This window comes from Paraburkholderia sp. J63 (assembly GCF_905220245.1).
GTDB lineage: Bacteria > Pseudomonadota > Gammaproteobacteria > Burkholderiales > Burkholderiaceae > Paraburkholderia.
Map to the genome: position 1 here is coordinate 1 of NZ_CAJMZF010000006.1, position 25620 is coordinate 25620.

General features: G+C 66.0%; 21 protein-coding genes. 14 read left to right on the forward strand and 7 right to left on the reverse strand.

Annotated elements, in window-relative coordinates; genetic code table 11:
* Positions 1–38: 38 nt before the first annotated feature.
* Together hutU and U5775_RS08640 are read left to right on the forward strand one after the other, a co-directional pair.
* Positions 39–1727 (forward strand): urocanate hydratase, encoded by a 1689-nt coding sequence (hutU, locus tag U5775_RS08635; RefSeq protein ID WP_322057715.1) that lies wholly within the window; start codon positions 39–41, stop codon positions 1725–1727.
* A 272-nt stretch (positions 1728–1999) separates the two neighbouring features.
* Positions 2000–3115, forward strand: a complete 1116-nt coding sequence (locus tag U5775_RS08640; protein ID WP_322057716.1) for a porin — start codon at positions 2000–2002, stop codon at positions 3113–3115.
* A gap of 71 nt (positions 3116–3186) precedes the next feature.
* Here the strand turns inward: U5775_RS08640 and U5775_RS08645 are convergent, their stop codons facing one another.
* Both U5775_RS08645 and U5775_RS08650 read right to left on the reverse strand, forming a co-directional pair.
* On the reverse strand, positions 3187–3651 hold the full coding sequence (locus tag U5775_RS08645; protein WP_322057717.1) for a hypothetical protein: 465 nt from the start codon (positions 3649–3651) through the stop codon (positions 3187–3189).
* Positions 3606–4550: an MFS transporter gene (locus U5775_RS08650; RefSeq protein WP_322057718.1), complete on the reverse strand. Its 945-nt coding sequence runs from the start codon at positions 4548–4550 to the stop codon at positions 3606–3608. Before U5775_RS08650 ends, U5775_RS08645 begins: the two co-directional genes overlap by 46 nt.
* 177 nt (positions 4551–4727) lie before the next feature.
* On the opposite strand from U5775_RS08650, the gene U5775_RS08655 reads away from it, so the two are divergent.
* From U5775_RS08655 to U5775_RS08695, 9 genes are all read left to right on the forward strand, one after another.
* On the forward strand, positions 4728–5645 hold the full coding sequence (locus U5775_RS08655; protein ID WP_322057719.1) for a LysR family transcriptional regulator: 918 nt from the start codon (positions 4728–4730) through the stop codon (positions 5643–5645).
* A 202-nt stretch (positions 5646–5847) separates the two neighbouring features.
* Positions 5848–6438 (forward strand): helix-turn-helix domain-containing protein, encoded by a 591-nt coding sequence (locus U5775_RS08660; RefSeq protein ID WP_322057720.1) that lies wholly within the window; start codon positions 5848–5850, stop codon positions 6436–6438.
* Between the two features lie 98 nt (positions 6439–6536).
* Positions 6537–8171, forward strand: coding sequence for a GMC family oxidoreductase (locus tag U5775_RS08665; protein WP_322057721.1), 1635 nt, complete (start codon positions 6537–6539; stop codon positions 8169–8171).
* The gene (locus U5775_RS08670) at positions 8168–9988 is read left to right on the forward strand and encodes an alkyl sulfatase dimerization domain-containing protein (RefSeq protein ID WP_322057722.1); all 1821 of its coding nucleotides are present in this window, start codon (positions 8168–8170) and stop codon (positions 9986–9988) included. Before U5775_RS08665 ends, U5775_RS08670 begins: the two co-directional genes overlap by 4 nt.
* Before the next feature lie 30 nt (positions 9989–10018).
* Complete coding sequence (locus tag U5775_RS08675; protein ID WP_322057723.1) at positions 10019–11161, forward strand: AMP-binding protein; 1143 nt, start codon at positions 10019–10021, stop codon at positions 11159–11161.
* Positions 11162–11222: 61 nt separating this feature from the next.
* On the forward strand, positions 11223–12644 hold the full coding sequence (gene aldA / locus U5775_RS08680; RefSeq protein ID WP_322057724.1) for an aldehyde dehydrogenase: 1422 nt from the start codon (positions 11223–11225) through the stop codon (positions 12642–12644).
* 106 nt (positions 12645–12750) lie between these two features.
* Positions 12751–14103 (forward strand): MFS transporter, encoded by a 1353-nt coding sequence (locus U5775_RS08685; protein ID WP_322057725.1) that lies wholly within the window; start codon positions 12751–12753, stop codon positions 14101–14103.
* A gap of 13 nt (positions 14104–14116) precedes the next feature.
* A complete protein-coding gene (locus U5775_RS08690; RefSeq protein ID WP_322057726.1) occupies positions 14117–15334 on the forward strand; it encodes a mandelate racemase/muconate lactonizing enzyme family protein in 1218 nt (405 codons plus the stop codon).
* 17 nt (positions 15335–15351) lie between these two features.
* Complete coding sequence (locus U5775_RS08695) at positions 15352–17040, forward strand: GMC family oxidoreductase (protein WP_322057727.1); 1689 nt, start codon at positions 15352–15354, stop codon at positions 17038–17040.
* Here U5775_RS08695 and U5775_RS08700 read toward each other — a convergent pair.
* From U5775_RS08700 to U5775_RS08720, 5 genes are all read right to left on the reverse strand, one after another.
* Positions 17013–17891 carry a LysR substrate-binding domain-containing protein gene (locus U5775_RS08700; RefSeq protein ID WP_322057935.1) on the reverse strand — a complete coding sequence of 293 codons (879 nt, stop codon included), beginning with the start codon at positions 17889–17891 and terminating at the stop codon, positions 17013–17015. The two genes, U5775_RS08695 and U5775_RS08700, sit on opposite strands and share 28 nt — an antisense overlap.
* Positions 17892–18036: 145 nt before the next feature.
* On the reverse strand, positions 18037–19209 hold the full coding sequence (locus U5775_RS08705) for an MFS transporter (RefSeq protein WP_322057728.1): 1173 nt from the start codon (positions 19207–19209) through the stop codon (positions 18037–18039).
* Between the two features lie 17 nt (positions 19210–19226).
* Positions 19227–20051, reverse strand: a complete 825-nt coding sequence (locus U5775_RS08710; RefSeq protein WP_322057729.1) for a betaine/proline/choline family ABC transporter ATP-binding protein — start codon at positions 20049–20051, stop codon at positions 19227–19229.
* Between the two features lie 116 nt (positions 20052–20167).
* Complete coding sequence (locus U5775_RS08715; protein ID WP_322057730.1) at positions 20168–21139, reverse strand: proline/glycine betaine ABC transporter permease; 972 nt, start codon at positions 21137–21139, stop codon at positions 20168–20170.
* Positions 21140–21218: 79 nt separating this feature from the next.
* The gene (locus U5775_RS08720) at positions 21219–22268 is read right to left on the reverse strand and encodes an ABC transporter substrate-binding protein (RefSeq protein WP_322057731.1); all 1050 of its coding nucleotides are present in this window, start codon (positions 22266–22268) and stop codon (positions 21219–21221) included.
* A 320-nt stretch (positions 22269–22588) separates the two neighbouring features.
* On the opposite strand from U5775_RS08720, the gene fae reads away from it, so the two are divergent.
* The 3 genes from fae to U5775_RS08735 are packed head-to-tail and all read left to right on the forward strand — an operon-like array spanning position 22589 to position 25610.
* Entirely contained in the window at positions 22589–23110 is a 522-nt protein-coding gene (gene fae, locus U5775_RS08725; RefSeq protein ID WP_322057732.1) for a formaldehyde-activating enzyme, read from the forward strand.
* A 29-nt stretch (positions 23111–23139) separates the two neighbouring features.
* On the forward strand, positions 23140–24159 hold the full coding sequence (locus U5775_RS08730) for an aldo/keto reductase (protein ID WP_322057733.1): 1020 nt from the start codon (positions 23140–23142) through the stop codon (positions 24157–24159).
* Positions 24156–25610: an NAD-dependent succinate-semialdehyde dehydrogenase gene (locus U5775_RS08735; protein WP_322057734.1), complete on the forward strand. Its 1455-nt coding sequence runs from the start codon at positions 24156–24158 to the stop codon at positions 25608–25610. The genes U5775_RS08730 and U5775_RS08735 overlap by 4 nt, the downstream gene beginning before the upstream one ends.
* The last annotated feature ends 10 nt before the right edge of the window (positions 25611–25620 follow it).

A 25620-nucleotide genomic window follows, 5' to 3' on the forward strand; every position in this document is an offset into this window, starting at 1 on the left:
ATCCGCGCAATAACCCAAACAACCATTCCGAGGGCGTTATGAACCATCCCAACTTCACCGATCCCCGCCTCGACCCGTCCCGCACGATCCGCGCGCCGCGCGGCAGCGAGAAGGTCTGCAAGACCTGGCTGGCCGAAGCCGCCTACCGCATGATCCAGAATAATCTGGACCCCGAAGTAGCCGAGCATCCGCACGCGCTCGTCGTGTACGGCGGCATTGGCCGCGCTGCGCGCAACTGGGAATGCTATGACCAGATCCTCGCGTCGCTGAAGGATCTGAACGAAGACGAAACGCTGCTGATCCAGTCGGGCAAGCCGGTGGGCGTGTTCCGCACCCACGCCGACGCCCCGCGCGTGCTGCTCGCGAACTCGAACCTCGTGCCGCACTGGGCCACGTGGGAGCACTTCCACGAACTCGACCGCAAGGGCCTCATGATGTACGGCCAGATGACGGCGGGCAGCTGGATCTACATCGGCTCGCAGGGCATTGTTCAGGGCACCTACGAAACGTTCTTCTCGGTCGCGAACCAGCACTTCAAGGGCGACCCGAAGGGCCGCTGGATTCTCACGGGCGGTCTCGGCGGCATGGGCGGCGCGCAGCCGCTCGCGGCGACGATGGCGGGCTTCTCGATGATCGCGGTGGAATGCGACGAGACGCGCATCGACTTCCGCCTGAAGACGCGCTACGTGGACCGCAAGGCGAAGACGCTCGACGAGGCGCTGGCCATCGTCGAGGAAGCGAAGCAGACGGGCAAGCCGGTTTCGGTGGGCCTGCTCGGCAACGCGGCCGACGTGTTCGCCGAATGCGTCGCGCGCGGCATCACGCCGGACTGCGTGACGGACCAGACGAGCGCGCACGATCCGATCAACGGTTACCTGCCGCAGGGCTGGACCGTGGAGCAGTGGCGCGAGGCGCAGAAGGTGGCGCCGGAAAGCATCGTGAAGGTGGCCAAGCAGTCGATGGCGCACCAGGTGAAGGCGATGCTCACGCTGCAGGAACGCGGCGCGGCCACGCTCGACTATGGCAACAATATCCGCCAGATGGCGCTGGAAATGGGCGTGGAAAACGCGTTCGATTTCCCGGGCTTCGTGCCGGCGTACATCCGTCCGCTGTTCTGCGAGGGCAAGGGTCCGTTCCGCTGGGTGGCGCTCTCGGGCGATCCTGAGGACATCTACAAGACCGACGCGAAGGTCAAGGAGCTGATCCCCGACGATGCGCACCTGCACAACTGGCTCGACATGGCGCGCGAGCGCATCGCGTTCCAGGGCCTGCCGGCGCGGATCTGCTGGGTGGGCGTGAAGGATCGCTACCGTCTGGGCCAGGCGTTCAACGAAATGGTCAAGAACGGCGAGCTGAAGGCACCGGTCGTGATCGGCCGCGACCACCTGGACACGGGTTCGGTGGCGAGCCCGAACCGCGAGACCGAATCGATGAAGGACGGCTCGGATGCGGTGAGCGACTGGCCGCTGCTCAACGCGCTGCTGAACACGGCAGGCGGGGCGTCGTGGGTGTCGCTGCACCACGGCGGCGGTGTGGGCATGGGCTTCAGCCAGCACTCGGGCGTGGTGATCGTGGCGGACGGCACGCAGGCCGCGCACGAGCGCCTGGGCCGGGTGCTGCTCAACGATCCGGCGACGGGCGTGATGCGTCACGCGGATGCCGGCTACGAGCTCGCGCAGCAGACGGCGCGCGAAGCCGGGCTCAAGCTGCCGATGCTGGGCAAGTAAGCGGTTTGCACGCACCGCTGGCGGGGCGGTGCGTGTGATGGACAAGAAGGGCGTCGCGTGGCTGGAATGGCTGCGCGGCGCCCTTCTTGTTTACGGCGACACCTGTCGTCTTCTGCAAACTCCATGTGCACAAAATGCACTGCCTCCCTGCCTGCTTGCTGCCGCATATTGCGATACAGGGCGTTCAGCCGCGCGACCTGTGACGCGGCATCTTCGATCGACCCGATTCGCGATCGGGTTCATCGAGGCTAATTCAAGGAGGAGACGGCAGTATGGCGAAGTCGAAAAAATGGCATTGCATGATTCCCCTGATGTTGCTGGCCTGTCACGAGGCGCGTGCGCAGTCCAGCGTCACGCTATACGGCGTGGTCGACGAGAGCATTCGCTACATGACGCACACCACGGCGGCAGGCGACTCGAAGGTGCAGATGGGCAACGGGGGCGTGTCGGAAAGCCGGTGGGGCCTGCAGGGCGTGGAGCCGCTTGGTGACGGCTGGACCACGTTCTTCAAGCTCGAGAACCGTTTCTATAGTAATAGCGGGCAGAGCGACGCATCGCTGCCGTTCTTCAACGAGGCACAGGTTGGCGTGCGCTCGACATCGTTCGGACAACTTATTCTGGGGCGGCAGTACAACGTGATGATCGAAGGCATCACGGTAGGCGGATATGGCAGCAACCCCTGGATACCCTACGATTTCAGCTTCCAGCCGGAAGTGACGCTGACCGGCGGGATCTGGACGAGCAACCAGGCGCAGTATCAGATCCGGCTGCACGATGTGATGTTTTCCGCCGGCTACGCGTTCGGCGGCGACGCGGGCCATCTGTCTTATGGCAGCCAGCTCGGCGCGGCGGCCGCGTGGTCGCCAAAGAATGGTCCGTTCAGGTTCGGTGGCGCGTATCAGGTGTCGAAAGACTCGCTCGACGGCGCCACGGCGAAGGCGTGGACCTTCGGCGGCTCGTACACCTGGGACCATACGCGCTTCGCGCTTGGCTATATCGTCGATCAGAGGGACCGGGGCTTCACCGACTTCGCCAACGGTCCTTTCACGACAGCGGGGCTCGTCGCGACGAAATACACCGATTTTTCGCGGCGCCGGATGATCATGGGCGGCATCACGCAGGAACTCGGTTACGCATGGCATCTTGCCGCGAACGTCTGGAGGACCCTGCAAGATGGCGTGACGCCAGCGAAGGACGGTTCGGCGTGGCAATACCAGCTCGTGGCCGACTATAACCTCTCCGTGCGGACCGACCTGTATGTCGAAGCCGATTACGCCCAATACAAGGGCGATCTGATTGGCGCGCAATTGCAGGGCATTCAGAGCATCGGCACCGCGCAAAAGGGCACGCAGATCGGGATGTCGGTGGGGCTACGCCATCTGTTCTAGTCCGGCGGCGCCATGGCCTGGAGCTCTCAGGCAACTGGCGCGGCATGAACGCCGCGCCTTTTTCACTGGCTTCACTCGCCGCCGTTTGCCGGCATCGCGCTTACCGTTTGGGCGACGGCGTTCTTCAGCCTGCGCGCCGAGCGCTGCGGATCGAGCAGCGCGTAGCCCGCCGCGCCGCTCGCGAGCAGCAGCAGGCCGGTGACGGCGAAGCCCAGTTCGTAGCCTTGCGCACCGCGCCCGGCGCCAATCAGCTTGCCCATTGCGAATGGCCCCAGCAGACCGGCCAGCGTGACCGCCGAATTGGTGATCGCGAGCATTGCGCCCCGGCGCTCGGCCGGCACGACTTCGGCCACGAACATTGGCCCGAACGAGAAGGTCTGGATTGCGAGCGAACTGGCGATCGCCATCAGCGTGACCTTGGCGAGCGGTGCGATGCCGTTGAGCGAGAGCAGGAAGTAGGCGAGCCCCCCTGTCACGCACACGCTGCTGATCAGTGCGCCGCGCGCGAGCCGCGAGGGCAGGCCCCGCGCGAGCATGCGTTGCGAGAGCAGCGCGAGCGCGATGCCGACCGGAATCTGCGCGGCGACTTGCAGTGCGAAGATCCAGCCGGCTTCGGTAGCCGGGAAGCCGAACACGAGACGCAATAGGCCGGCGTCCACGTAAAGCCGATCGAGATGACGGCGTAACCGACGAAGCATTGCAGCATCACGCCGATGATCGTGCGGTCGGTCAGAACCGCCAGGTAGCGCGCGCGGGCCATCGCGGGCCGGACGCTGGTTCCGTCCGCTATGGGACGCGCGGCGCCCGCGCGCTGGTGCGGTCCAGTCCCGCCCACGCAGAGCCAGAGCACCATCCACGCAAGACCGGCAATGCCCAGTGCGAGAAAGGGCGCGTGCCAGTTCCAGTGCTGCGCGAAGTAGGTCAGTAGCGGCCCCGAGGCGATGACGCCGGCCGTTGCGCCTTGCTGGACGAGGGTCGTGGGCAGGTTGCGCTCGTGATCGTCGAACCAGCTATAGACCACATGCAGAGCGAGCGGAGAGGCGGGCCCTTCGCCCGCGCCCAGCAGGATGCGGCAAAAGAGCAGGACTGCGAATGTTATTGGCCAGCCGAGCGGCAATTGCGCGAGCGCCCATGTCAGCGCGAGCGCGGCCATGAGCCATTTCAGGTTGCAGCGGTCGGCCACGAGCCCCGTTGCGACGCCCGAGAGCGAGAACAAGAGAAAGAAGGCGCTGCCGACGAGGCCGAAGCTCGCCGGGCTCAACTGCATGTCGTGCATGAGCGGAACGGCGACGAGCCCGAGCACGGCCTTGTCGGCGAAGTTGATCGCCATGAACAGGAACAGTGCGCCGACGACGATCCATCTGCGGCCGCGCCGGCTGCGAGTCTCGACCAGGGGCGTTGCAGCGGCAAGCGTGGAGTGGTCTGTCTCAAGCATTCGATACTCCTGATTGAACCCCGCGGGAACGTCAGCGCTGCGGGATTGCGATACGATCACGGGCGATCCCGACGTTTTCTCACCTGTTCCGTGCGGGAAATAGCAGAAATGCCGGCTATTTGACGCGGTCCCAACGACACATTCAAGTGCAAACGCTGCAAGGAGAGCTTGCAAAACATGCATGACATCAATTCTCGCCGGCTTGCTCACCTGGTCGCGCTCGCCGAGGAAGGGAGCTTCGCCCGCGCCGCCGCAAAGGCTCATTTGAGCCAGTCGGCATTCAGCCGCAGCATTCAGGCGCTCGAGGACGAACTCGACATCAAGCTCTTCGACCGGGCCGCACGCGGTGTCGTCATGACCACCGCGGGCAATCTGCTGGTGGCGCGCGCGCGGAGGGTGCTGTTCGAAACGCGGTGCCTCTATCGCGACGTGGAGCTGCTCAAGGCGCACGAGTTCGGTGAAGTGCGCGTTGGGCTGGGGCCTTACGTAGCCGTCGTGCTGCTGCCCGCGCTGATCGTCCAGTTTTCGCGGCGCTTTCCGAAGGTCAAGATTGCGGTCGAGGTGGGCGAGGCCGACACGCTGCTCGGCAAGCTGCGCGCCGAGCAGCTCGACCTGCTCGTGGCCGACCGGCGCCTGCAGCCCGTGGCGCCCGATGTGACGCTGCAAACGCTGGAGCGCCACGAGGGCGCGTGGTACGCGCGCGCGGGCCATCCGCTGCTCGCGCGCGAGGCCGTGCCAATTGCGGCACTGCGCGAGTTCCCGCTCGTCTCGGTGCCGATGCCGTCGTTCGTCAAGGATGCGTTGTACCGGCTCTTGCGCATGCGTTCGCACGAGCCGATTTCACTCCAGGCGGAGTGCAACGACATTGCCGTGCTCAAGGCGGTCGTGGCCGGGAGCGACGCGGTGTTCTTTGCCACCGCGTCTTCGGTGCGCGCCGATGTCGAGAGCGGCCGGCTTGCGCGCCTCCCGCTCGCGAATCCGCCGCGGCTCACGCTCGATTTCGCGCTCATTCACCTGGGCGAGCGCACCCCGTCGCCCGCGGCGGTCTCCGCCATGGAGCTGGCGGGGCAGCTCATGAACGCCGCCGCACGCTGAGCGCGCCACCCGATATTACGCATGCCCCGGCATGCAGCCACCGCGGGCACGGTTGACAAATCCGCATGGCTCGCTCACTATCCGGAATCCAGATTCCGATTTTCCGATCGATATGACAACGACAGCAACGCAAGGCCGCAAGCGTGGCCGCAATGCCGCCGCGGCGCCACGTCAGACGCGCAGTCAGGAAGGGCTTGCGCGCATGCTGGAGGCCGGCCGGGAGTTGATCGAGGCGAGCGGCAATCTGGACGACCTGTCGATCAACGAGATCGTCGAGCGCGCCGGCACGTCAATCGGCGCGTTCTACCGCCGCTTCGAGAACAAGGACGTTTTCTTCGAGGTCGTGCAGGAGAGGGTCTTGACCGAGAATCTCGGATTCGTGCGCGAGGAGCTCGCCACCCACGCCGCCTGGCGCTCGACCGACGCGGGCGTGCTGGCCGACGCCGCAATCGGCCTGTACGTGCTCGCGTTTCGCCGCAATCGCGGCCTGTATCACGCGTCGCTGCTGCGCTCCTCGCAGCGCAAGGACAGCTGGGACGCCATCAGGGAAAGCAGTGACGAGGTGCTGCGGCTGATCGTGCCGCGTATCGTCGGTGCGTTGCGTGAAGCGCGAGGCCGCGCGGTCAAGGCCAGCATGCTCGATTTCGAGGTGCGGGCGGCGCTGCAGCTCATGATTGGCCTGCTGGTCAATAGCGTGCTTCATGATCCGGGACCGCTTTCGCTTACGAGCCGGCGGCTTGGTCCCTATCTTCAGATGCAGTTCCGTCGGTGCCTGGGCTTGCCCGACGCCTGACGGTTTTTTTTGAACATAAAACGGAATAGAAATTCCGGTTTCGTTATGGCGATCGGCGATATGTCTGAGACGGAAACGGCGGGAGCGAGACGACAGAGATGAACGCAAACGGCAATGCAATCCAGTTCGACTATGTGATCGTGGGCGCAGGCTCGGCGGGCAGCGTGCTGGCTGCGCGGCTGGCCGCGCAGCGAGGCGTGCAGGTGTGCCTCATCGAAAGCGGGCCCGCTGAAGATAGCGTGCTCGTGAAGTGCCCGGCGGCGCTCGCGGCGGTGGTGCCACGGCGCGGCAAATACAACTGGGCATTCGAGACGGTGCCGCAGGCCGGCTTGCTGGGCCGTCGCGGCTATCAGCCACGCGGGCGAGGCCTCGGCGGCTCGAGCCTGATCAACGGAATGATCTACACGCGTGGGCATCGTTCGGACTACGACGAGTGGGCTGTGCTCGGCAATCGCGGCTGGGGCTACGACGACGTTCTGCCGTATTTCATGCGCGCCGAAAACTACGAGGGCGGTGGCGATGCGTGGCACGGCACGGGCGGCCCATTGAGCGTCGCGTCGTTGCGCGATCCGAATCCGGCCGCACAGGCATTTGTTACGGCGGCCACGCAGGCCGGCTACGCACGCAACGACGACTTCAACGGCGCAACGCAGGAGGGCTTCGGCCTCTACCACGTCACGCAGCGCGGCGGCGTCAGGCACAGCACCGGACAGGCGTATCTGCGGCCCGCGATGTCGCGCTCCAATCTGACGGTGTGGGCCAGGACGCAAGCGCTGAAGCTCGTATTCGATGGCTGCCGCGCGAGCGGCGTCCATTGCCGCGGCGAGTCGGGCGACTTTACGATCGGTGCGCGCCGCGAGGTCATTCTCTGCGCCGGAGCGTTTCAGTCACCCCAGCTTCTCATGCTCTCCGGCATCGGGCCCGTGGAAGAGCTGCGCAGCCACGGGATCGCCCCGCGTGTCGGGCTGGAAGGCGTGGGCCGCAATTTGCAGGACCATATCGACTACATCGCGCTCTATCAAACGCGCGAGAACTCCGTTTTCGGCCTCACGCTGCGCCAGGCGTTGCGCATGCCGCGCATGGCTCGCGAATGGCGGCGCGAAGGGCGCGGCGCGCTCACGACCAACTTCGCCGAAGCAGGGGGCTTCGCCCGCACGCGCAAGGCGCTCGGCCGGCCCGATATCCAGTTCCATTTCCTGATCGGATTCTCGGACGACCACGGCCGGCAACGCTACTTGGGCCGCTATGGCGTGAGTTGCCACGTTTGCGTGCTGCGGCCGAAATCGGTCGGGCGCCTGACGCTGGCAGGGATGGATCCGATGCTGCCGCCGCGCATCGACCCGAACTTCCTCGCCGCACAGGACGACGTGCAAACGCTGATGGACGGTTACCGGATCGTCCAGACCATCATGAATCAGCCCGCCTTCGCGCGCTACGGGTTGCGCGACATGCACCCGCTTGCGCAAGGACCGGACGGCCAGGATGGCGAGGCCGCGCTCGAAAACCTGGTGCGCCGTCGCGCGGATTCGATCTATCACCCGGTGGGCACCTGCCGCATGGGCGCGGACCCGCTCGCGGTCGTCGACGACCGGCTGCGCGTGCATGGCATAGCGGGTCTGCGCGTGGTCGATGCCTCGGTCATGCCCACGCTGATAGGCGCCAATACCAACGCCCCCACCATCATGATCGCCGAAAAGGCGGCCGATCTCATTCGTCAAGGAGACATTGCATGAACCGCTGTTGCACCGATTTTTCCCGCAAGCCCGCGTTCGACGCCCCTCACGTGGGCGAGCCGCTCGACGTTGCTTTCGACGCGGGCGTGAACCTCGCGTTCGCCGTCGCCGCGCCCACCGTGCCCCCGAAGCTCACCGGGCACTCGCGCCGCATGGCGCAGCGCATCTACCGCGTGGCCGGGCGCGTGTATTGCGCGGTCGGCTATGCGCTCGCCAACATCATCTTCGTGGTGGGCGACGACGGCATCGTCGTGATCGACGTGACGGAGGCCGTGTCGTCCGCCCGCCAGATTTATGAGGACTTCTGTGCAATCGACCCGCGCCATCGCGAGCTGCCGGTGAAGGCCATCGTCTATACGCACAATCATACGGACCATACCGGCGGCGTGCGTGCCTTCGCCGATGAGGCGGCGCTGGAGTCGGGCCGCGTCGAGATCATCGCGCACCGCTCGCTAATGGAAGTGGTCGCGAACAACGCGAATCTCGTCGCGCCGATTCTTGGCACGCGCTCGGCGTACAGCTTCGGTGCGCTGTTGCCGCCTGGCGCCACGGGCAAGGTGAACGCGGGCATCGGGCCGGTGCTCGTCGCGGAGCCGGCGAGCTTCCTCGCGCCGACCCGCGTCTTCGACGATAGGCTCGACATCGTGCTGGCAGGCATGAATTTCGAGTTTCACCATGCCCCCTCGGAAGCCGATGACGAAATCGTGATGTGGCTGCCCGATCTCGGCGTGCTGCTCTCGGCGGAAGTGATTCAGGGCGAGTGTCTCGCGAACGTGCATACCTTGCGCGGCACGCGCTACCGCGACCCGGTGCGCTGGTATCGCTCGATCGACATGATGCGAGAATTCGGGGCCGCGCACATGGTGCCCGCACATGGCCGGCCGGTGTCGGGCGCGCATGCGGTGGACGACGTGCTCTCGGTTTATCGCGATGCGATCCAGTTCATTCACGACCAGGCGATCCGCCATATGAATCGGGGCCTCGGGCCCGAGGAGCTGGCTGAGGCGATTCCCGCGCTGCCGCCGCATCTGGCCGGGCATCCGTGGCTGGGCGAGTATTACGGCACGGTCAAGCATTCGGTTCGCCAGGTCTACTCGGGGCAACTCGGATGGTTCGACGGCGATCCGGCCACGCTCGATCCACTGCCGCGCCGCGAGCGCGCTCGCCGTACGATCGGGTTGATGGGCGGCACGCGCGCGGTGCTCGACGCCGCGCAGGCAGCGCTGGACGCAGGCGACTGGCGCTGGGCGACCGAACTGGCGGCGCTGCTCGTCTGCCTCGATACCGCTGACGAAGCGGCGCGGCACATCAAGGCGCGCGCGCTGCGCGAACTGGGCTATCTCACCGAGAACACCAACTGGCGCAACTGGTACCTGAGCGCCGCGAACGAACTCGAGCACGCGTATGACGATCTTCCGTTCAGGGGCGCGGCGGCGCTCGCTTCGACGGATGTGTTGCGCGCGCAACCATTGTGCAACCTGTTCCAGGCTTTCAGCGTGCGCATCGATCCGGCGCGCTGCGCCGATGTGCGCATGACTCTGGCGTTCAGGATCGCGGATCGCGCGCAGACGTTCGCGCTCGAGGTGCGGCGCGGCGTATTGCAGATCCACGAAGGGACGCATCGCGAGGTCGACGTGCAACTGGCACTCGATTCGCAGGCGCTCTATACGTTGCTGGGCGATCTGGCGGCGCGGCTGCCGGCCGCGCTGGCCGACGGCAGCGTCGTGTTGGAGCGTGGCACGCCCGCCCAGGTGCGGGCGTTCTTCGACTGCTTCGAGCGGCCGGCCGGCCGCATGCCCGCGCTCGCGGCGCGCTGAAGCGACAGGCACGGAACGCCGGAGGGGAAGATGGAAAGGGTCTGGACCGGGGCGATTCCCGCCGGCGTTCCGGTGGAACACGATGTATCGCACTACGAAGCGAACTGCGAATCGCTTGCGACATTGCTGGAGCAAAGCTTGCGGGCGCATGCCAACGCGTGTGCTTTTGTCTGCATGGGCCGCGAGCTGTCCTATGCGGAACTCGATGCGAGGTCGCGTCATCTCGCGGGCTGGTTCCAGATGCAGGGGCTCGAGCGCGGCGCTCGAATCGCCGTGATGTTGCCCAACTTGCTGCAGTTCCCCATCGCGCTTGTCGCGATCGTCCGCGCGGGCTATGTCGCCGTCAACGTCGATCCGCATTGCGCGGCGCTCGAACTGGAGCATCGGCTGGCCGACAGCGGAGCGCAAGCCATCGTGCTGCTCGACACGTCGCTCGCGACCTTGCGGGCCGTGCGGGCCAGCACGGCGATCCGGCACGCCGTGGTAACGTCGGCGAGCGAGATGGTGGGGGCACGGGGGCCCGCGCTCGCGGGGGAGAATGGGGGCATGGCCTGCATCGGCTTTTTCGCGGCGGCGGCAGAGGGAGCCGAGGCGGGCTTCAGTCCCGTGAGGCTCACCGCCGGCGATACCGCCGTCTTGCAGTACGGCTGTGCCGCCTCTGGGGCCTGGAAGAGCGTGACGCTGCTGCATCGACATCTGATCGCGAATCTGCTGCAGTGGCAGGCGTGCTGCGAGCCGGCCCACCCCTGGCGCACGGAAATCGATCAGCCGGCTACGGTGGTTGCGTTGCCGCATCAGAACCTGTTTGGCTTGACGATGTGCTGCCTGCTGACGATGCGCCGCGGCGGGCTCGGAATCCTGATGCCCGACCCCAGCGACGTGCCGGGCATGATCCGGGCGCTGCGCGGCTACCGGGTCCAGGCGTTCGCCGGTATCGAGACGATCTACGAGGCGCTGTCGAGCGAGCCGGAGTTCGCCGCGCTCGACTTTACGCAGCTCGTGCCGGTACCGGCATCGCGGCTCGCCCTTCACGGGTGTGGCCTCGAAAGCCACGCTGGCGCGCCGGAGCCCATTGACCCGGCGCGTCTTGGCACGTGGCGGGGCGAGGGGCTCGAGCCCGCTCTTCAACCATGCGTTTTCCGCATGCTCCCCTCGACAATTAATCGTTTGTGATGCCTTTATCGCCCAGGGATACTGCCTCCATCCCAGAGCGGCAACGAATCGGCGTCACATCATGCGATCAGATTACAACTTCATTGACGGGCAGTTTCTTGAAGCGGACGGAGAGCGCATCGCCGTCTACAACCCGGCCAACGCCGAGCTGATCGGCCATGTGAGCGCCGCCACAGCCGCCGACGCCATCCACGCGGTCGAGGCCGCGCAAGCGGCCCAGCGCGCCTGGCGCCGTCTGCCCGCCGCCGAACGCGGCGCGATCCTGACCCGCTTTGCCGACGCCATCGATGCGCGTTCCCCCGTCATTGGCGCGGCGCTCGCCGCGGAGTCGGGCAAGAGCGTCGCCGACGCCAGCGCCGAAGCCCATTACGCCGCCGAGATCCTGCGCTACCACGCGCAATGGGCGCGCCGTATCGAGGGCGAGGTGATCCCGAGCGACAGCGCCAACGAAAATCTGATCCTGATGCGCGAGCCCATTGGCGTGGCCGCATGCCTGATCCCGTTTAATTTCCCGATCTACACGCTGCTGCGCAAGATCGCGCCGGCGCTCATCACGGGCAACACCGTGGTGGCGCGCCCGAGTAACAACACGCCGTGCTCGGCGTTCGAAGTGGCGCGCGCCGCCCAGGACGCGGACCTGCCGCCGGGCATTTTCAACGTGCTGGCGATGGACCACGATACGGCTGCCGTGCTGTGCACGCATCCGGGCGTCGGCATGATTACGCTCACGGGCAGCGTGGGGGCGGGCCGCAAGGTGCTCGACTACTGCAAGGAAAACATCGCGAAGCCGTCGCTCGAACTGGGCGGCAAGACGCCGGCGATCGTCGAGGACGACGCCGATCTCGAGGCCGCGGCCACGGCCATCGTGCGCTCGAAAACGACGCATTGCGGCCAGCTCTGCACGGCCATCGAGCGTGTCTATGTGCATCAGTCCGTGCATGCGCGCTTCGTGGCGCTGCTGCGCGAGAAGATGAGCGCCGTGGATTTCGGCGATCGCACCGCCGACGCCTCGCGCATGGGGCCGCTCGTCAATGCGCAGGCGCGCGCCTCGGTCCATGCGATGGTCGAGCGCGCCGTGGCCGAAGGCGCGGTGGTCGAGACGGGCGGCTATCTGCCCGAAGGCGCGGGCCACTTCTATCCGCCCACGCTCCTGAGCCACTGCCGCCAGGACATGGAGATCGTGCAGGAAGAGATCTTCGGTCCGGTGCTGCCGGTGCTCGCTTACGAGACACTCGACGATGCCCTTCGCATGGCTAACGATCACCAGTTCGGCCTTTCCTCGGTGCTCTACACGGAGCGCTATCGCTCGGCGCTGCGCGTCGCGAACGAGATCGAGGCGGGCGAGCTCTACGTGAACCGCACGCCTGCCGATCCGTACCAGGGCTTTCACGCGGGCTGGAAGCGCTCGGGTCTCGGCGGCGACGACGGCAAGCACGGCATGCTCGAATTCACGCAGACACGCCTCGTTGTGATGCCGTTCTGATACTTCGTTTTCCTGATCGAATGTGTTGAAGGGCGTTCTCTGCAAAGAACGCCCGCCCGAAAAGAAGCAGGCCGCCGACCGGCGAGCCTGCGAAATGGAGACAGTCTTGCAGAAGTCCATCGCCAAACCTCAGGCGCCGGCGGGTTCGCCGCGCCCCGATCTCTCATCGTTCGCACAGGCCGCCACCGGCTCGCCGCAGCGCTACGTCCAGTTGCTGCTGCTCGTGCTGGCCGCGGGCGGCATCTATCCGCTGCTCTATTTGCGGCAGGTCTATCAGACCACGATGCTCGATGTCTTGCACATCGACAACACGCAGTTGGGCTACCTGTATTCGGTGCTCGGCATCGTATTCTTTATTTCCTATCTGCCGAGCGGCTGGCTGGCCGACCGCGTCGCGCCGCGCCTGCTGATCTGCTTTTCGCTGATCGGAACCGGCACGCTGGGCCTCTGGTATTCGACGGCGCCTGCGTTTCATGCGCTGCTCGTGATCTTCTGCTGCTGGGGCCTCACGACGGGTCTCACGTTCTGGGCTTCGGTGCTCAAGCGCGTGCGCATGATCGCGGCGCCCAATGAGCAGGGCCGCTTTTTCGGGCTGCTCGACGGCGGGCGCGGGCTGGTCGAGGCGCTGCTCGCGACGGCGGCGCTCGCGCTCTTTGCCGCCGCCACGGGTTCGGGGCGCGGCGAGGCCGCTGGTCTGCGCCACGTGATTTATATGTATTCGTTCACGTGCATCGCGCTGGGCGCGGTGATGACGTTCTTCAAGGACCCGGCGCCAGCCGAAGCCGAAACCGGCAGCAAAACTGCCGATGCATCCGATGTAGCCGATGCAGGCGCGAGCGGCTCGCTCTGGCACGATCTCAGGACGCTTGCGTCGATTCCGCAGCTCTGGCTCATGGCCGCCGTCGTGTTCTGCGGCTATCAGATCTTCTGGGCGACTTACAGCTTCTCCGCGTATCTCCAGCAAGGCGAACTCCATATGAGCGTGGTGGCCGCCGGCATGGTGACCACGGCGAAGCTCTGGATGCGGCCGATTGGCGGCATCGGCGGCGGCTTTCTCGGCGACCGCTTCTCGAACCTGCGCGTGCTGATCTGGGCGCTGTTCCTCGCCGTCGCGGGCCTCGTGGGCCTGATCCTGCTGCCGGCCTTGCGCAACGTCGCGCTGCTGGGCGCCGTCGTGCTGTTCATCGGCCTCATGACCTACGCGATTCGCGGCCTGTACTGGACGCTGCTCGACTACTGCGCCGTGCCGATGCGCATTACGGGCCTCGCGATCGGTCTCGTCTCGCTGATCGGCTATTCGTCGGACATTTTCCTGCCGCTCGTGAACGGCTATTTCACCGAGCACTACGCGGGCCTGCTCGGCTATCAGTTCTATTTCGCCTACGTGGCGAGCATCGGTGCGATCGGCGGTATTGCCGCGCTCGTGCTCAAGCGTCTGTCCCATTCCCACTCTGCCTGAATCAGCCTGAACCATGAAAGTCGTCGCCATGCAAACGCATGTCGTCGCGGTGCCTCCCCCGCACCTCGGCGGCATGTACTGGATCTTCGTCACGCTGCAGACCGATTGCGGCATCGAGGGTGTCGGTGAAATCTATTCCGCCACCTTCCATCCCGACGCGATGGTGCCCGCCATCGAGGACGTGTTCACGCGCTACCTGCTCGATCACGATCCGCACCACGTCGAGCGGCTGTTCCGCGAGGCGTATTCGAGCGGCTTCACGCAGCGTCCCGATCTCACGATGATGGGCATCGTGAGTGGCCTCGAAATGGCTTGCTGGGACATTATCGGCAAGGCGGCCGACAAGCCCGTGTACGAGCTGCTCGGCGGCATGGTCAACGAGCGCTTGCGTTCGTACACCTATCTTTATCCGAAGAACGCGCGGGGCGAATACGATTACGACGATCCTGATCTCGCCGCCGAATGCGCCGCGCAGAACGTGAAGCGCGGCTTCACGGCGGTCAAGTTCGATCCGGCGGGCCCGTACACGGCCTATTCGGGGCATCAGCTTTCGCTCGAAGTGCTCGACCGCTGCGAAACGTTCTGCCGCAAGGTGCGCGAGGCCGTCGGCAACAAGGCCGACCTGCTGTTCGGCACGCACGGGCAGATGGTGCCTTCGTCGGCGATCCGGCTGGCGAAGCGGCTCGAAAAATACGACCCGCTCTGGTTCGAAGAGCCGGTCCCGCCGGGCCAGGAAGAGGCCATCGCCAATGTGGCGAAGCACACGTCGATTCCGATTGCGACCGGCGAGCGCCTCACTACCAAGTACGAGTTCCACAAGCTGCTGCAGGCGGGCGGGGCGTCGATCCTGCAGATGAACGTCGCGCGCGTGGGCGGCCTGCTCGAAGCGAAGAAGATCGCCACGTTGGCCGAAGTGCATTACGCGCAGATCGCGCCGCACCTCTACAACGGGCCCATCGGCGCGGCGGCCAGCATCCAGATCGCGGCTTGCACGCCGAACTTCCTGATTCAGGAAAGCATCGGCACGTGGGACGGTTTCCACGCGCAAATCCTCAAGAAGCCGCTTCAGTGGGAAGACGGCTACCTCATTGCGTCGAAGGCGCCGGGTCTGGGCGTCGAGCTCGACATGGACGTCGTGCGCGCGCACTCGCCGTATACGGGCAAGCGTTTGCATCTGCAGATGGCCAGCCAGCCCGCCGACGTGCGCGACACCTCGCCGGCACGCGGCTGACACGCGGGAGCACGCAGATGAACTACGATTACATCATCGTCGGCGCGGGTTCGGCGGGCTGCATTCTCGCCGAACGGCTCTCGGCTTCGGGACGTCATTCGGTGCTGCTGCTCGAGGCGGGCGGTTCCGACGACTCGTTCTGGTTCAAGATCCCGATCGGCTTCGCCAAGCTCTACTACAACAATCAGTACAACTGGATGTATTACAGCGAGCCGGAGCCGGAGCTGGCCGGGCGCCGGATCTACGCGCCGCGCGGCAAGGTGCAGGGCGGCTCGGGCTCGATCAACGCGATGATCTATGTGCGCGGCGCGCAGCGCGATTACGACGACTGGGCCGCGGCGGGCAATCCGGGCTGGTCGTACGAGGACGTGCTGCCGTATTTCCGCAAGCTCGAATCGCATCCGCTCGGCGACACGAAGTGGCACGGCGCCAATGGCCCGGTGCGCATCACGCCGATGAAGGACGGCGCGCATCCGATCTGCCGGACCTTCGTCGAAGGCTGCGCGCAGCTCGGCTACGAGCGCAACGAGGACTTCAACGGCGCGCGCCTCGAAGGCGTGGGCATCTACGATGTGAATACGCGCGACGGCCAGCGCGCGTCGAGCAGCTTCGCGTATCTGCATCGCGCGGGGCCGCGTCCGAATCTCAAGATCGAGCATCATGCGCGCGCGATGCGCGTGCTGTTCGATACCGATGCGGGCAACGGGCAACCGCGCGCGACAGGCGTGGAGATCGTTCAGCAAGGTGCGAAGCGCACGTTTCATGCGAACCGCGAAATGATCGTCGCAGCGGGAGCGGTCGATTCGCCCAAGCTGCTCCAGCTTTCGGGCGTGGGCCCGCGCGCGCTGCTCGCGAAGCATGGCATCGACGTGGTGCACGAGCTGCCGGCGGTGGGGCAGAACCTGCAGGACCATCTGTGCGTGAGCTTCTACTATCGCTCGCGCGTGAAGACGCTCAACGATTCGTTCAGCAGCTGGGCCAGCAAGCTCAAGTTCGGCCTGCAATATCTCCTCAAGCGCACGGGACCGTTCTCGATGAGCGTGAACCAGTCGGGCGGGTTTTTCCGCACCGGCGCGGACGAGGCGCATCCGAACATGCAGGTGTATTTCAATCCGCTGTCGTATCGGATTCCTGAATCAAATCGCGCGCAGCTCACGCCGGAGCCGTATTCGGGCTTTCTCGTCTGCTTCAATCCGTGCCGGCCCACGAGCCGCGGCTCGATCGAGATCGCCTCGGCGAACGTGGAAGACGCGCCGAAGATCTACGGCAACTATCTCTCGACGCAGAAGGACCGCGACGAGGCCATCGCGGGCAGCCATCTCGTGCGCAAGCTGATGACGGCGCGCGCGCTGCAGGAAGTCACGGTGGAGGAGGTGACGCCCGCGGGCGAAGTGACCGACGACGCAAGCATGCTCCGCTTCTTCCGCGAGCAGAGCGGCTCGATCTACCACCTGTGCGGCACCTGCGCGATGGGCCCCGACCCGCGCACAGCCGTGGTCGACGCCCGCCTGCGCGTGCACGGCATCGCGGCGTTGCGCGTGGTGGATGCGTCCATCTTCCCGAACATTACGTCCGGCAATACGAACGCGCCCACGATGATGGTCGCCGAAAAGGGCGCGCAGATGATACTCGAAGACGCGGAGCACGAGATTGCCGCACGCAGTCTCGCGTCCCATGTTCAGCAGGCGACGGCGATCTCTTCCTGAAGCCATTGCCGGAATAGCTGGAGCGGCCTGGAGGCTTTTTGCTCGGGCCGCACCACGAACCAGTACGACTGGCGTCCGTCCACATGGACGTCGCGCACCGGCGCGAGCCGCCCCTCGGCGAGCTCGCGCGCGATCATGTTGCGGTCGGCCATGGTCACGCCGAGCCCTTCCATGGCGGCGCGGATCGCATGATCGAGCAGATCGAATTCATAGCCGCCCGACGTGTCCACCTCTTCGATGCGCGCGGCGTCGAGCCAGTGCCGCCACGTGAGATAGCGCTGATTTTCACCGGCGAGCACGTGCAATAGCGTTTGCTTCGTGAGGTCGAGCGGGCCGTTCGCGAGCAGCGCGGGCGAGCACACCGCGATATGCGATTCGTGCATCAGCAGCGAGCTTTCGAGTCCTTCCCATTCGCCGTCGCCGAAGCGGATCGCGCAATCGAGCGCGGTCGAGTCGGCGAGGCTGTCCTGCAAGTGCGTTGTGAGGCTCAGTTCGAGCGTCGGGTGGCGCGCGTGCAGCTTCGTCAGGCGCGGCACGAGCCAGCGGCTCGCGAAAGTAGGCGGCGCGTTCACGCGCAGGCGGTTCAGGTCGCTCTTCTGCTGGATCGTGCGCACGGTCAGCTCGATGCGGTCGAACGATTGCTGGAGCGTGCGCAGCAGCGCGCGTCCGGCGTCGGTGAGTTCGAGCCGGTGATGATGGCGTTCGAGCAGGGTTTCGCCAAGCTGTTCCTCGAGCTGGCGCACCTGGCGGCTCACGGCGCTCTGCGTCACGTTCAGTTGCTCGGCGGCGCGGGTGAAGCTGCCGCTCGTGCCTGCCGCCTCGAAGGCCTTCAGGGCGTTCAGCGCCGGCATCTTTCGCTTCAAGGTCGTCTCCTCGCGGGCCGCGCCATCTCCCAACGACGAGGGGCCCAAACGACGGAGTATACCGGCGCGCGCGGCGTCGCGGCGCAGTCGCATCATCGGGTCATGGTGTGGTGGCGCATTGGCGGTTCATTGTTCAGCGGCGCGAGCGCGAGAGCGCCGCGAGCCCGAGCGTGACGGCGAGCGCGAACACGTAGAGGCCCCCCGGACCCAGGAGCCGCATGAAGAGCGACGCGATGGTCGGCCCGGCCGCGCCGCCCAGCGAGAACACGAGCAGCAGCGTGGCGCTCGTCTGCACGCGGCGCGCCTGATCGACGTGATCGTTGACGTCGGAGACGATCACGCCATAGAGCGTGAAGGTGAGCGCGACGTACACGAACAGCAGGGCATCGACCAGCAAGGGCGCGCGCATGACGATCAGCACGGCAGCAGCGAGCGCGGAGACGAGCGAGACCACGCCGAGCGTGGCGCGCCGCCCGAGGTGATCGGACAGCCGCCCCACCGGCCACTGCGAGAGCAGCGCGCCGATCAGCACGACGCCCATCACGCGTGAAATATCGCCCGCGGGAAAGCCGATGCGCGAAAGATAGACCGGCGTGAGCGCATAGAACGCGCTGGAGAGCAGTCCCGCGCCGATGCAGGCGGGAACGCTTCGGGGTGCTACGCGATGGAGTTCGCGCAGGCCGTCGAGCAGCAGCGTGGGGCGCTTGGGCGTGGCGAGCGGCGAAGTGCTCGCGATGGCCGTGACGGCGGCGATGGGCGGTGGCACCACCTGCTGCCAGTCGCCGATCAGCGCCACGGGAATCAGCGCGGCGACAAAGAGGCCATTCACGAGCCCGTGCTCGAGGTTGCTGCCGGGCGCGCTCACGCCGAGCAGGAACTGGCCGATGCTCACGCCCAGATAGGTGAGCACGAGATAGAGCGCGAAGGCGCGGCCGCGCTGCCGGTTCGGCACGGCGCTGTTGACGCCGCTCTCGATCGACGTGAACACGCCGACCATGCTGAAGCCCGTCACGAGCCGCAGCGCGGCCCAGATGTTGGGCGAGTCGAACGAGAGGTAGCCGAGCGCCGCCAATGCCGCGAGCGCGCCGAAGCCGATGAACGCGCGCTGCGGCCCGATGCGCGCCACGAGCGGGCCCATGCCGAGCGCGCCCACGATGAAGCCGACGTAGTAGCACGACTGCACGAGGCCCACGTCGAGCGCCGTATGCTGCGCCTGAAGCATGCGCAGCGAGATCAGCGTGGTGAGCAGGCTGTTGCCGCAAACGAGTATCGTGTAGCCGCTCAGCAGGCCGAGGAGCGCCCGCATGGGTCGCGTGGCGCCGCTTAGTGCGGCACGCCGCTACGGCGCTCCACGAAGCGGCGCACGTAGTCGTCGGCGGGGCGGTGCAGGATGTCGTCGGGCGTGCCGCACTGGATCAGGCGGCCGTCGCGCAGAATGGCGATCTGATTGCCGATGCGCAGCGCCTCGTCGAGGTCGTGCGTGATGAACACGATGGTCTTCTTGAGCGTCTTCTGCAGTTCGAGCAACTGGTCCTGCATTTCCGTGCGGATGAGCGGATCGAGCGCCGAGAACGCCTCGTCCATCAGGATCACGTCGGTGTTCGCGGCGAGCGCGCGCGCGAGCCCCACGCGCTGGCGCATGCCGCCCGAGAGCTCGTCGGGATAGTGGTCGGCGTAACCGTCGAGCCCCACCTTCGCGAGCCATTCGCGCGCGCTCGCGTGCGCGGCGGCCTTCTTCTCGCCGCGCGTGACGAGCGCATAGCCGGTGTTGTTGAGCACCGTCTGGTGCGGCAGCAGGCCGAAGCTTTGGAACACCATGCTCACGCCGTAGCGGCGCAGGTGGCGCAGGCCGCTATCGGAGAGCTTGAGCACGTCGTTGCCGTCGATCAGGATCTCGCCCACGGTGGGCTCGATCAGCCGGTTGAAGTGGCGCACCAGTGTGGATTTTCCCGAGCCCGAGAGCCCCATGATGACGAAGATCTGGCCCGAGCCGATCGACAGGCTCACGTCGTTCAGGCCGACGTTGCAGCGCGTTTTTTCGAGGACTTCGGCCTTGCTCGCGCCGCCGCGCAGCAATTCGAGCGCGCGCTGGCCCGCGTCGCGCGCGCCGAAGATCTTGTACACGTGATTGACTTCGATTCCGCTCATGTTCGTTACCTCATTGCGTGTTCGGAGTGCGCCGTCTCTTGCATGATGCCAGCGCCAATGCTTTCGCGTTCGTTGGGCGTCCTGCGGGCAGGCCCGCGCCGCCCTTCGCGCTGTCCTTATTTGGCCGGCTGGCTGTTCAGCTCGCCGGTGCCGGCGGCGTCCGCGTCCGGCTGGGCGCTTTCCTGATCGCGGGCGCGGCGAAACGGAATCCGCGAGGGCTGCTTCGACTTGCGTGCGAGGCCGCGCGTGCGGCGCCCCTGGCCGTAGCCCTGGCTGATGCGGTCGATCACGATGGCGAGGATCACGATGGCGATGCCGGCCTGCGTGCCCTTGCCGACGTCGAGCGTCTGGATGCCTGCGAGCACGTCTTCGCCGAGGCCGCGCGAACCGATCATCGAGGCGATCACGACCATCGAGAGCGCCATCATCGTGGTCTGGTTGATGCCGGCCATGATGCTCGGACGCGCGAGCGGCAACTGCACGCCGAACAGCAGTTGCATGCGCGTGGTGCCGAACGCGCGCGCGGCCTCGACGATTTCCGGATCCACGTGGCGGATGCCCAGATCGGTCAGACGAATCAGCGGCGGCAGGGCATAGACGACCGTCGCGAGAATCGCCGGCACCTTGCCGAGGCCGAACAGCATCAGCACCGGAATCAGGTAGACGAAGCTCGGCAAGGTTTGCATCACGTCGAGCACGGGCAGCAGCACGCGGCGCAGCGCGCTGCTCGACGCCGCGAGGATGCCGATGGGCACGCCGAGGATCACGGAGATCAGCGTGGCGACCACCATCAGCGCGAAGGTCTGCATGAGCTTGTCCCAGAGCCCGAAGCAGCCGATCAGCCAGAGCAGGGCGACGAACAGGAGCGCCACGCCGACGCGGCGCGACGCGTGCCACGCGAGCACGCCCACGGCGGCGAGGATGACCAGCGGCGGCGTCGCGCGCAACAGACCTTCGAGCGGCACGAGCACGTAGCGCAGCATCAGCACGCTGAAGTTGTGAAACGTGTCGCCGTACTGCTGCACGAACGCGGTGACCTGATTGTTGACCCAATCGGAAATCGACAGGTGAAGGAAGGGAGATCCCATGGTGAGCCTCATTCTGCGTGTGACGGGGTGTTGCGTTGCTGCATGATGCGCGGCGCTGCCGATGTATGGCGTGCGTTATTTAGCTATGCAGACCGGCTTGTACGCGCGCGGCGACGTCCGGCGTGACCCATTGCTTCCAGATTTCGGGGTGCTGCTCGAAGAAGCTGCGCGCGACCGTGGAGGCGTCGAGCTTCTTGTCGTGCATCTGCTGCACCATTTGTTCGTCGAGCGTGAGCGGCAGGCTCACCTTTTCGAAGAAGGCCACGGCGGCGGGAGCGGTGTCGTAGAACGGCGTCGACACGGCAATCTTCAGATGCGAGACCTTGAACGCCGAGGCGCACGGCGTGCCCTTCGGGTCGGCGATGGTGTTCCAGCAGGCGTCGGAGTAGGGCGCGCCTTGCAGTTGCACGAAGTGATACTTCGCCATCAAGCCGGCCGGCTGCCAGTAGTAGAAGAGGATGGGCTTGCCGCGCTCGTAGGCCGAGGCGATGGCCGCGTCGAGCGCGCCGCCGGTGCCGGGGCGGAAGTTCGTGTAGTCGTCGCCGAGCTTGTAGGCCGAAAGCAGCCGGTTGTTGAAGCGCTCGCAATCCCAGCCCGCCGGGCAGTTGTAGAAGCGGCCCTTGCCGGGTTCCTCGTCGTCGGCGAACAGGTCCTTGTATTGCGGCAACTGCGAGATCGAGCGCAGCTGCGGTGCGAGAGGTTTGATGCCGCGCTTCGCGTCGCCGTTGATGACGTAGTCGGGCACGTACCAGCCTTCCTTGTCGCCGCCCGGGATCAGCTCGCCCACGAGCTTCACGCTGCCGTCCTTGAGCGCGCGCGCGACGATCGGGCTGCGGCCCGTCCAGTGCTCGGCCCACACCTGGAGGTCGTTGCTGGCGAGCGCGGTTTCAGTGGCGGCCGTGGCGCCGGGCACGACTTCGGTTTTGCAGCCATAGCCTTTTTCCAGCACCGTGCGGACCATTTCGGTCATCAGCGCGCCGCTTTCCCAGGTGATCTGCGCGAGCTTCACGGTCTTGCCCGATTCGCACCAGCCAGGCGCGGCGAAGCTGCTCGTCGCGGCACAGGTGAACGTGAGCGCGGCGGCCAGCCGGACACCCCAATGTGCGCCGGAGCGCGTGATACGCCTCATGTCGTGTCTCCTCCGTTTGTTTCGGCCTCTGCGCCGGTGCGCGGGCCCTGTTTTCGAAGCGATTCTGCATCGCTGCGAACAGAGTCTAACGGCAGCATTTTGGGTTGCGAAGCAACGAAAAGTCATCGAAGCATTACCTGTTCTCATGCCGATGAATCCGCGTCATGCCCCCATGAGATTTCATAGCTTTCAAGCGCGATTGGCGCGTGCTGCAATTCATTCCCGACGCGCAGTAGCGGAACGCCAGGGACAACAGATACGGCGAGCCGCGCTGCGATGCACAAACGCAACCAGCAAACCAGCAATATGGGAGACGCAGTATGAAAGCCATGGAAGTCTATATCGGTGAGGGTTTTGCAGGCCCCGGCGTCAATGCCGCCCACATCAACATCATGATCGGCCCGCGCAGCGGCCCGGTGGGGCAGGCGTTCACGAACAGCCTTTCGTCGCCGTCGCAGGGCCACGTGCCCTTCATGGTGGTGGCGCAGCCCAACGTGCCGGTCAAGCCGGCCACGCTCTACGTGAACAAGGCCGACATTCGCGGCGATCTGCACGGCAACGCCACCTGGGGCGCCTCCCAGGCCGCGATTGCGAAGGCCGTGACCGAGGCCATGCTCGACGGCACGCTGCCGCCCGAAGCCGAGAACGAATGGTGCATCGTCACGGCGAACTGGGTGAACTGGTCGTGCGACGACCTCGACGCTGTCTACGAGAACAACTACGTGGCCTGCAAGACCGCGATCCGCGCGGCGATGAACGGGCTGCCCAAGCTCGACGACGTGGCGAAGATCAAAGACCAGATCAGCAATCCGTTCTACACGCCCAAGGCCCGCGCGGCCTGAGCCGCCACTACCGTTATCAGGTGACTACGATGCAATACGTGCAACTCGGCCGCTCGGGCCTGAAGGTGTCGCGCCTGTGCCTCGGCACGATGAACATGGGCACGCCCGACTGGAAGCCGTGGATCTACAACGAAGAGCAGAGCGAGCCGATCGTGCGCCGCGCGCTCGAAGCGGGCGTGAATTTCATCGACCTCGCGGATTTTTATTCGACGGGCGTGGGCGAGGAAGTGGTCGGACGCATCGTGCGGCGCATCGCGAAGCGCGACGAGCTCGTGCTCACGACCAAGGTCGGCTATCCGATCGGCAACGGCGTCAATAACCAGGGCCATTCGCGCAAGCACATCATGGATGGCATCGACGGTTCGCTGCGGCGTCTGCAAACCGATTACGTCGATGTCTACATGCTCCACTACTTCGACGTGAACACGCCCGTCGAGGAAACCATGGACGCGCTCAACGACATCGTGCGTGCGGGCAAGGCGCGCTATATCGGCGTCTCGACCATGTTCACGTGGCAGTTCGCGAAGATCCTGCAGGCCTGCGAGCGCTATAACTTCGCACGCCCGATCAATATGCAACTGCAACTGAATTGCGCGTACCGCGAGGAAGAGCGCGAGATGATTCCGTTCTGCCAGGACCAGGGCGTGGGCGTTTCGGTGTTCAGCCCGCTCGCGCGCGGCCTGCTCTCGGGCGATGCGAAGTCGGTGCGCAACCAGACCGACTTCTTCACCGTGCAGATGTACGACGACGAAGCCTCGCGCGAGATCGCGCGCTCGGTGGCCGAGGTCGCCGACGCGCGCGGCGTTTCGTGCGCGCAGATCGCGCAGGCATGGGTGCTGAGCCGCCCGGGTGTGACGTCGATGCTGGTGGGCGCCGACACGGTCGCGCAGTTCGATAGCGCGCTCGCGGCGCTCGACATGCAGCTCGATGCCAGCGAACTCTACGAACTCGATCGCAACTACACGCCGTGCGACGTGATCAACGACTACGTGAGCGCGCGCATTCCGCGCGTGCCGCGCGCGGCGCGCCGCCTGGAGATCGCGGCATGATCGGCGGCCTCACTGAAGCGCGCCTGTGGCGCACGTCGAGTTTCATCGACGGGGAGTGGGTCGCGAGCGACGCGACCTACACAGTGTTCGATCCGGCCAGCGGCGCGGCGCTCGCGCAAGTCGCGCGCGCCGGTGCGCGCGAAACGCTGCAGGCCGTGGCCGCGGCGACCCAGGCGTTTCCCGCATGGCGCGATGCCACGGCCGCCGAGCGCGGCGCGAAGGTGCGCCGCTGGGGCGAACTGATGCTCGCGCATCGCGAAGACCTCGCGCGCATCATGACCGCGGAGCAGGGCAAGCCGTATGCGGAGGCGCTCGGCGAGGTGGCCTATGCGGCGAGCTTCCTCACGTGGTTCGCCGAAGAAGCGCGGCGCGCCTATGGCGATCTGATTCCCGCGCCGAAGCCGGGCGCGCGCATCGTCGTGACGAAGGAGCCGGTGGGCGTGGTCGGCGCGATCACGCCGTGGAATTTTCCGCTCGCGATGGTTACGCGCAAGGCGGGCCCGGCGCTCGCGGCGGGCTGCACGATGGTGCTCAAGCCGTCCGAGGAGACGCCGCTTTCCGCGTACGCGCTGGCCGTGCTGGCCGAGGAAGCGGGCATTCCACGCGGCGTGTTCAACGTGTTGTCCGGCGACGCACCGGCGATCGGCGATACGCTGATGGCCTCGAAGGCCGTGCGCAAGATCTCGTTCACGGGATCGACGCGCGTGGGCAAGCTGCTCATGCGCGCCGCCGCGGACAGCGTGAAGAAGGTCTCGCTCGAACTGGGCGGCAACGCGCCGTTCATCGTGTTCGACGACGCCGATCTCGACGCCGCCGTGGAAGGCGCGATGGCCTCGAAGTTCCGCAACACGGGGCAGACCTGCGTCTGCGTGAACCGCTTCTACGTGCAGTCGGGCGTGCACGATGCGTTCGTCGAGAAACTCGTGGCGGCCGTGCGCAAGCTGCACGTGGCGAACGGCATGGAGCCGGGCGCGACGCAAGGGCCGCTCATCAACGCCGCCGCGCTGCGCAAGGTCGAGGCGCACGTGAGCGATGCGCGCGAGAAGGGCGGCGCCATCGTGTGCGGCGGCGAGCGGCATGCGCTCGGCGGGACGTTCTATGAGCCGACCGTGATTACCGGCGCGCACGGCGGCATGATGCTCGCAAACGAGGAAACCTTCGGGCCGGTGGCCGCGGTGTTTCGCTTCGATACCGAGGAAGAGGCGATCCGCGCCGCGAACGATACCGACTTCGGGCTTTCCGCGTACTTTTATGCGCGCGATATTGGCCGGGTGTGGCGCGTCGCGGGTGCGCTGGAAAGCGGGATGGTTGGTATCAATGAAGGGATTATCTCGACCGAGGTCGCGCCTTTTGGTGGCGTGAAGGAGTCGGGGCTCGGGCGCGAAGGGTCGAAGTACGGACTTGATGAGTACCTCGAAACGAAGTACATGATGATGGGCGGGTTGGGGTGATCCGGCCGGC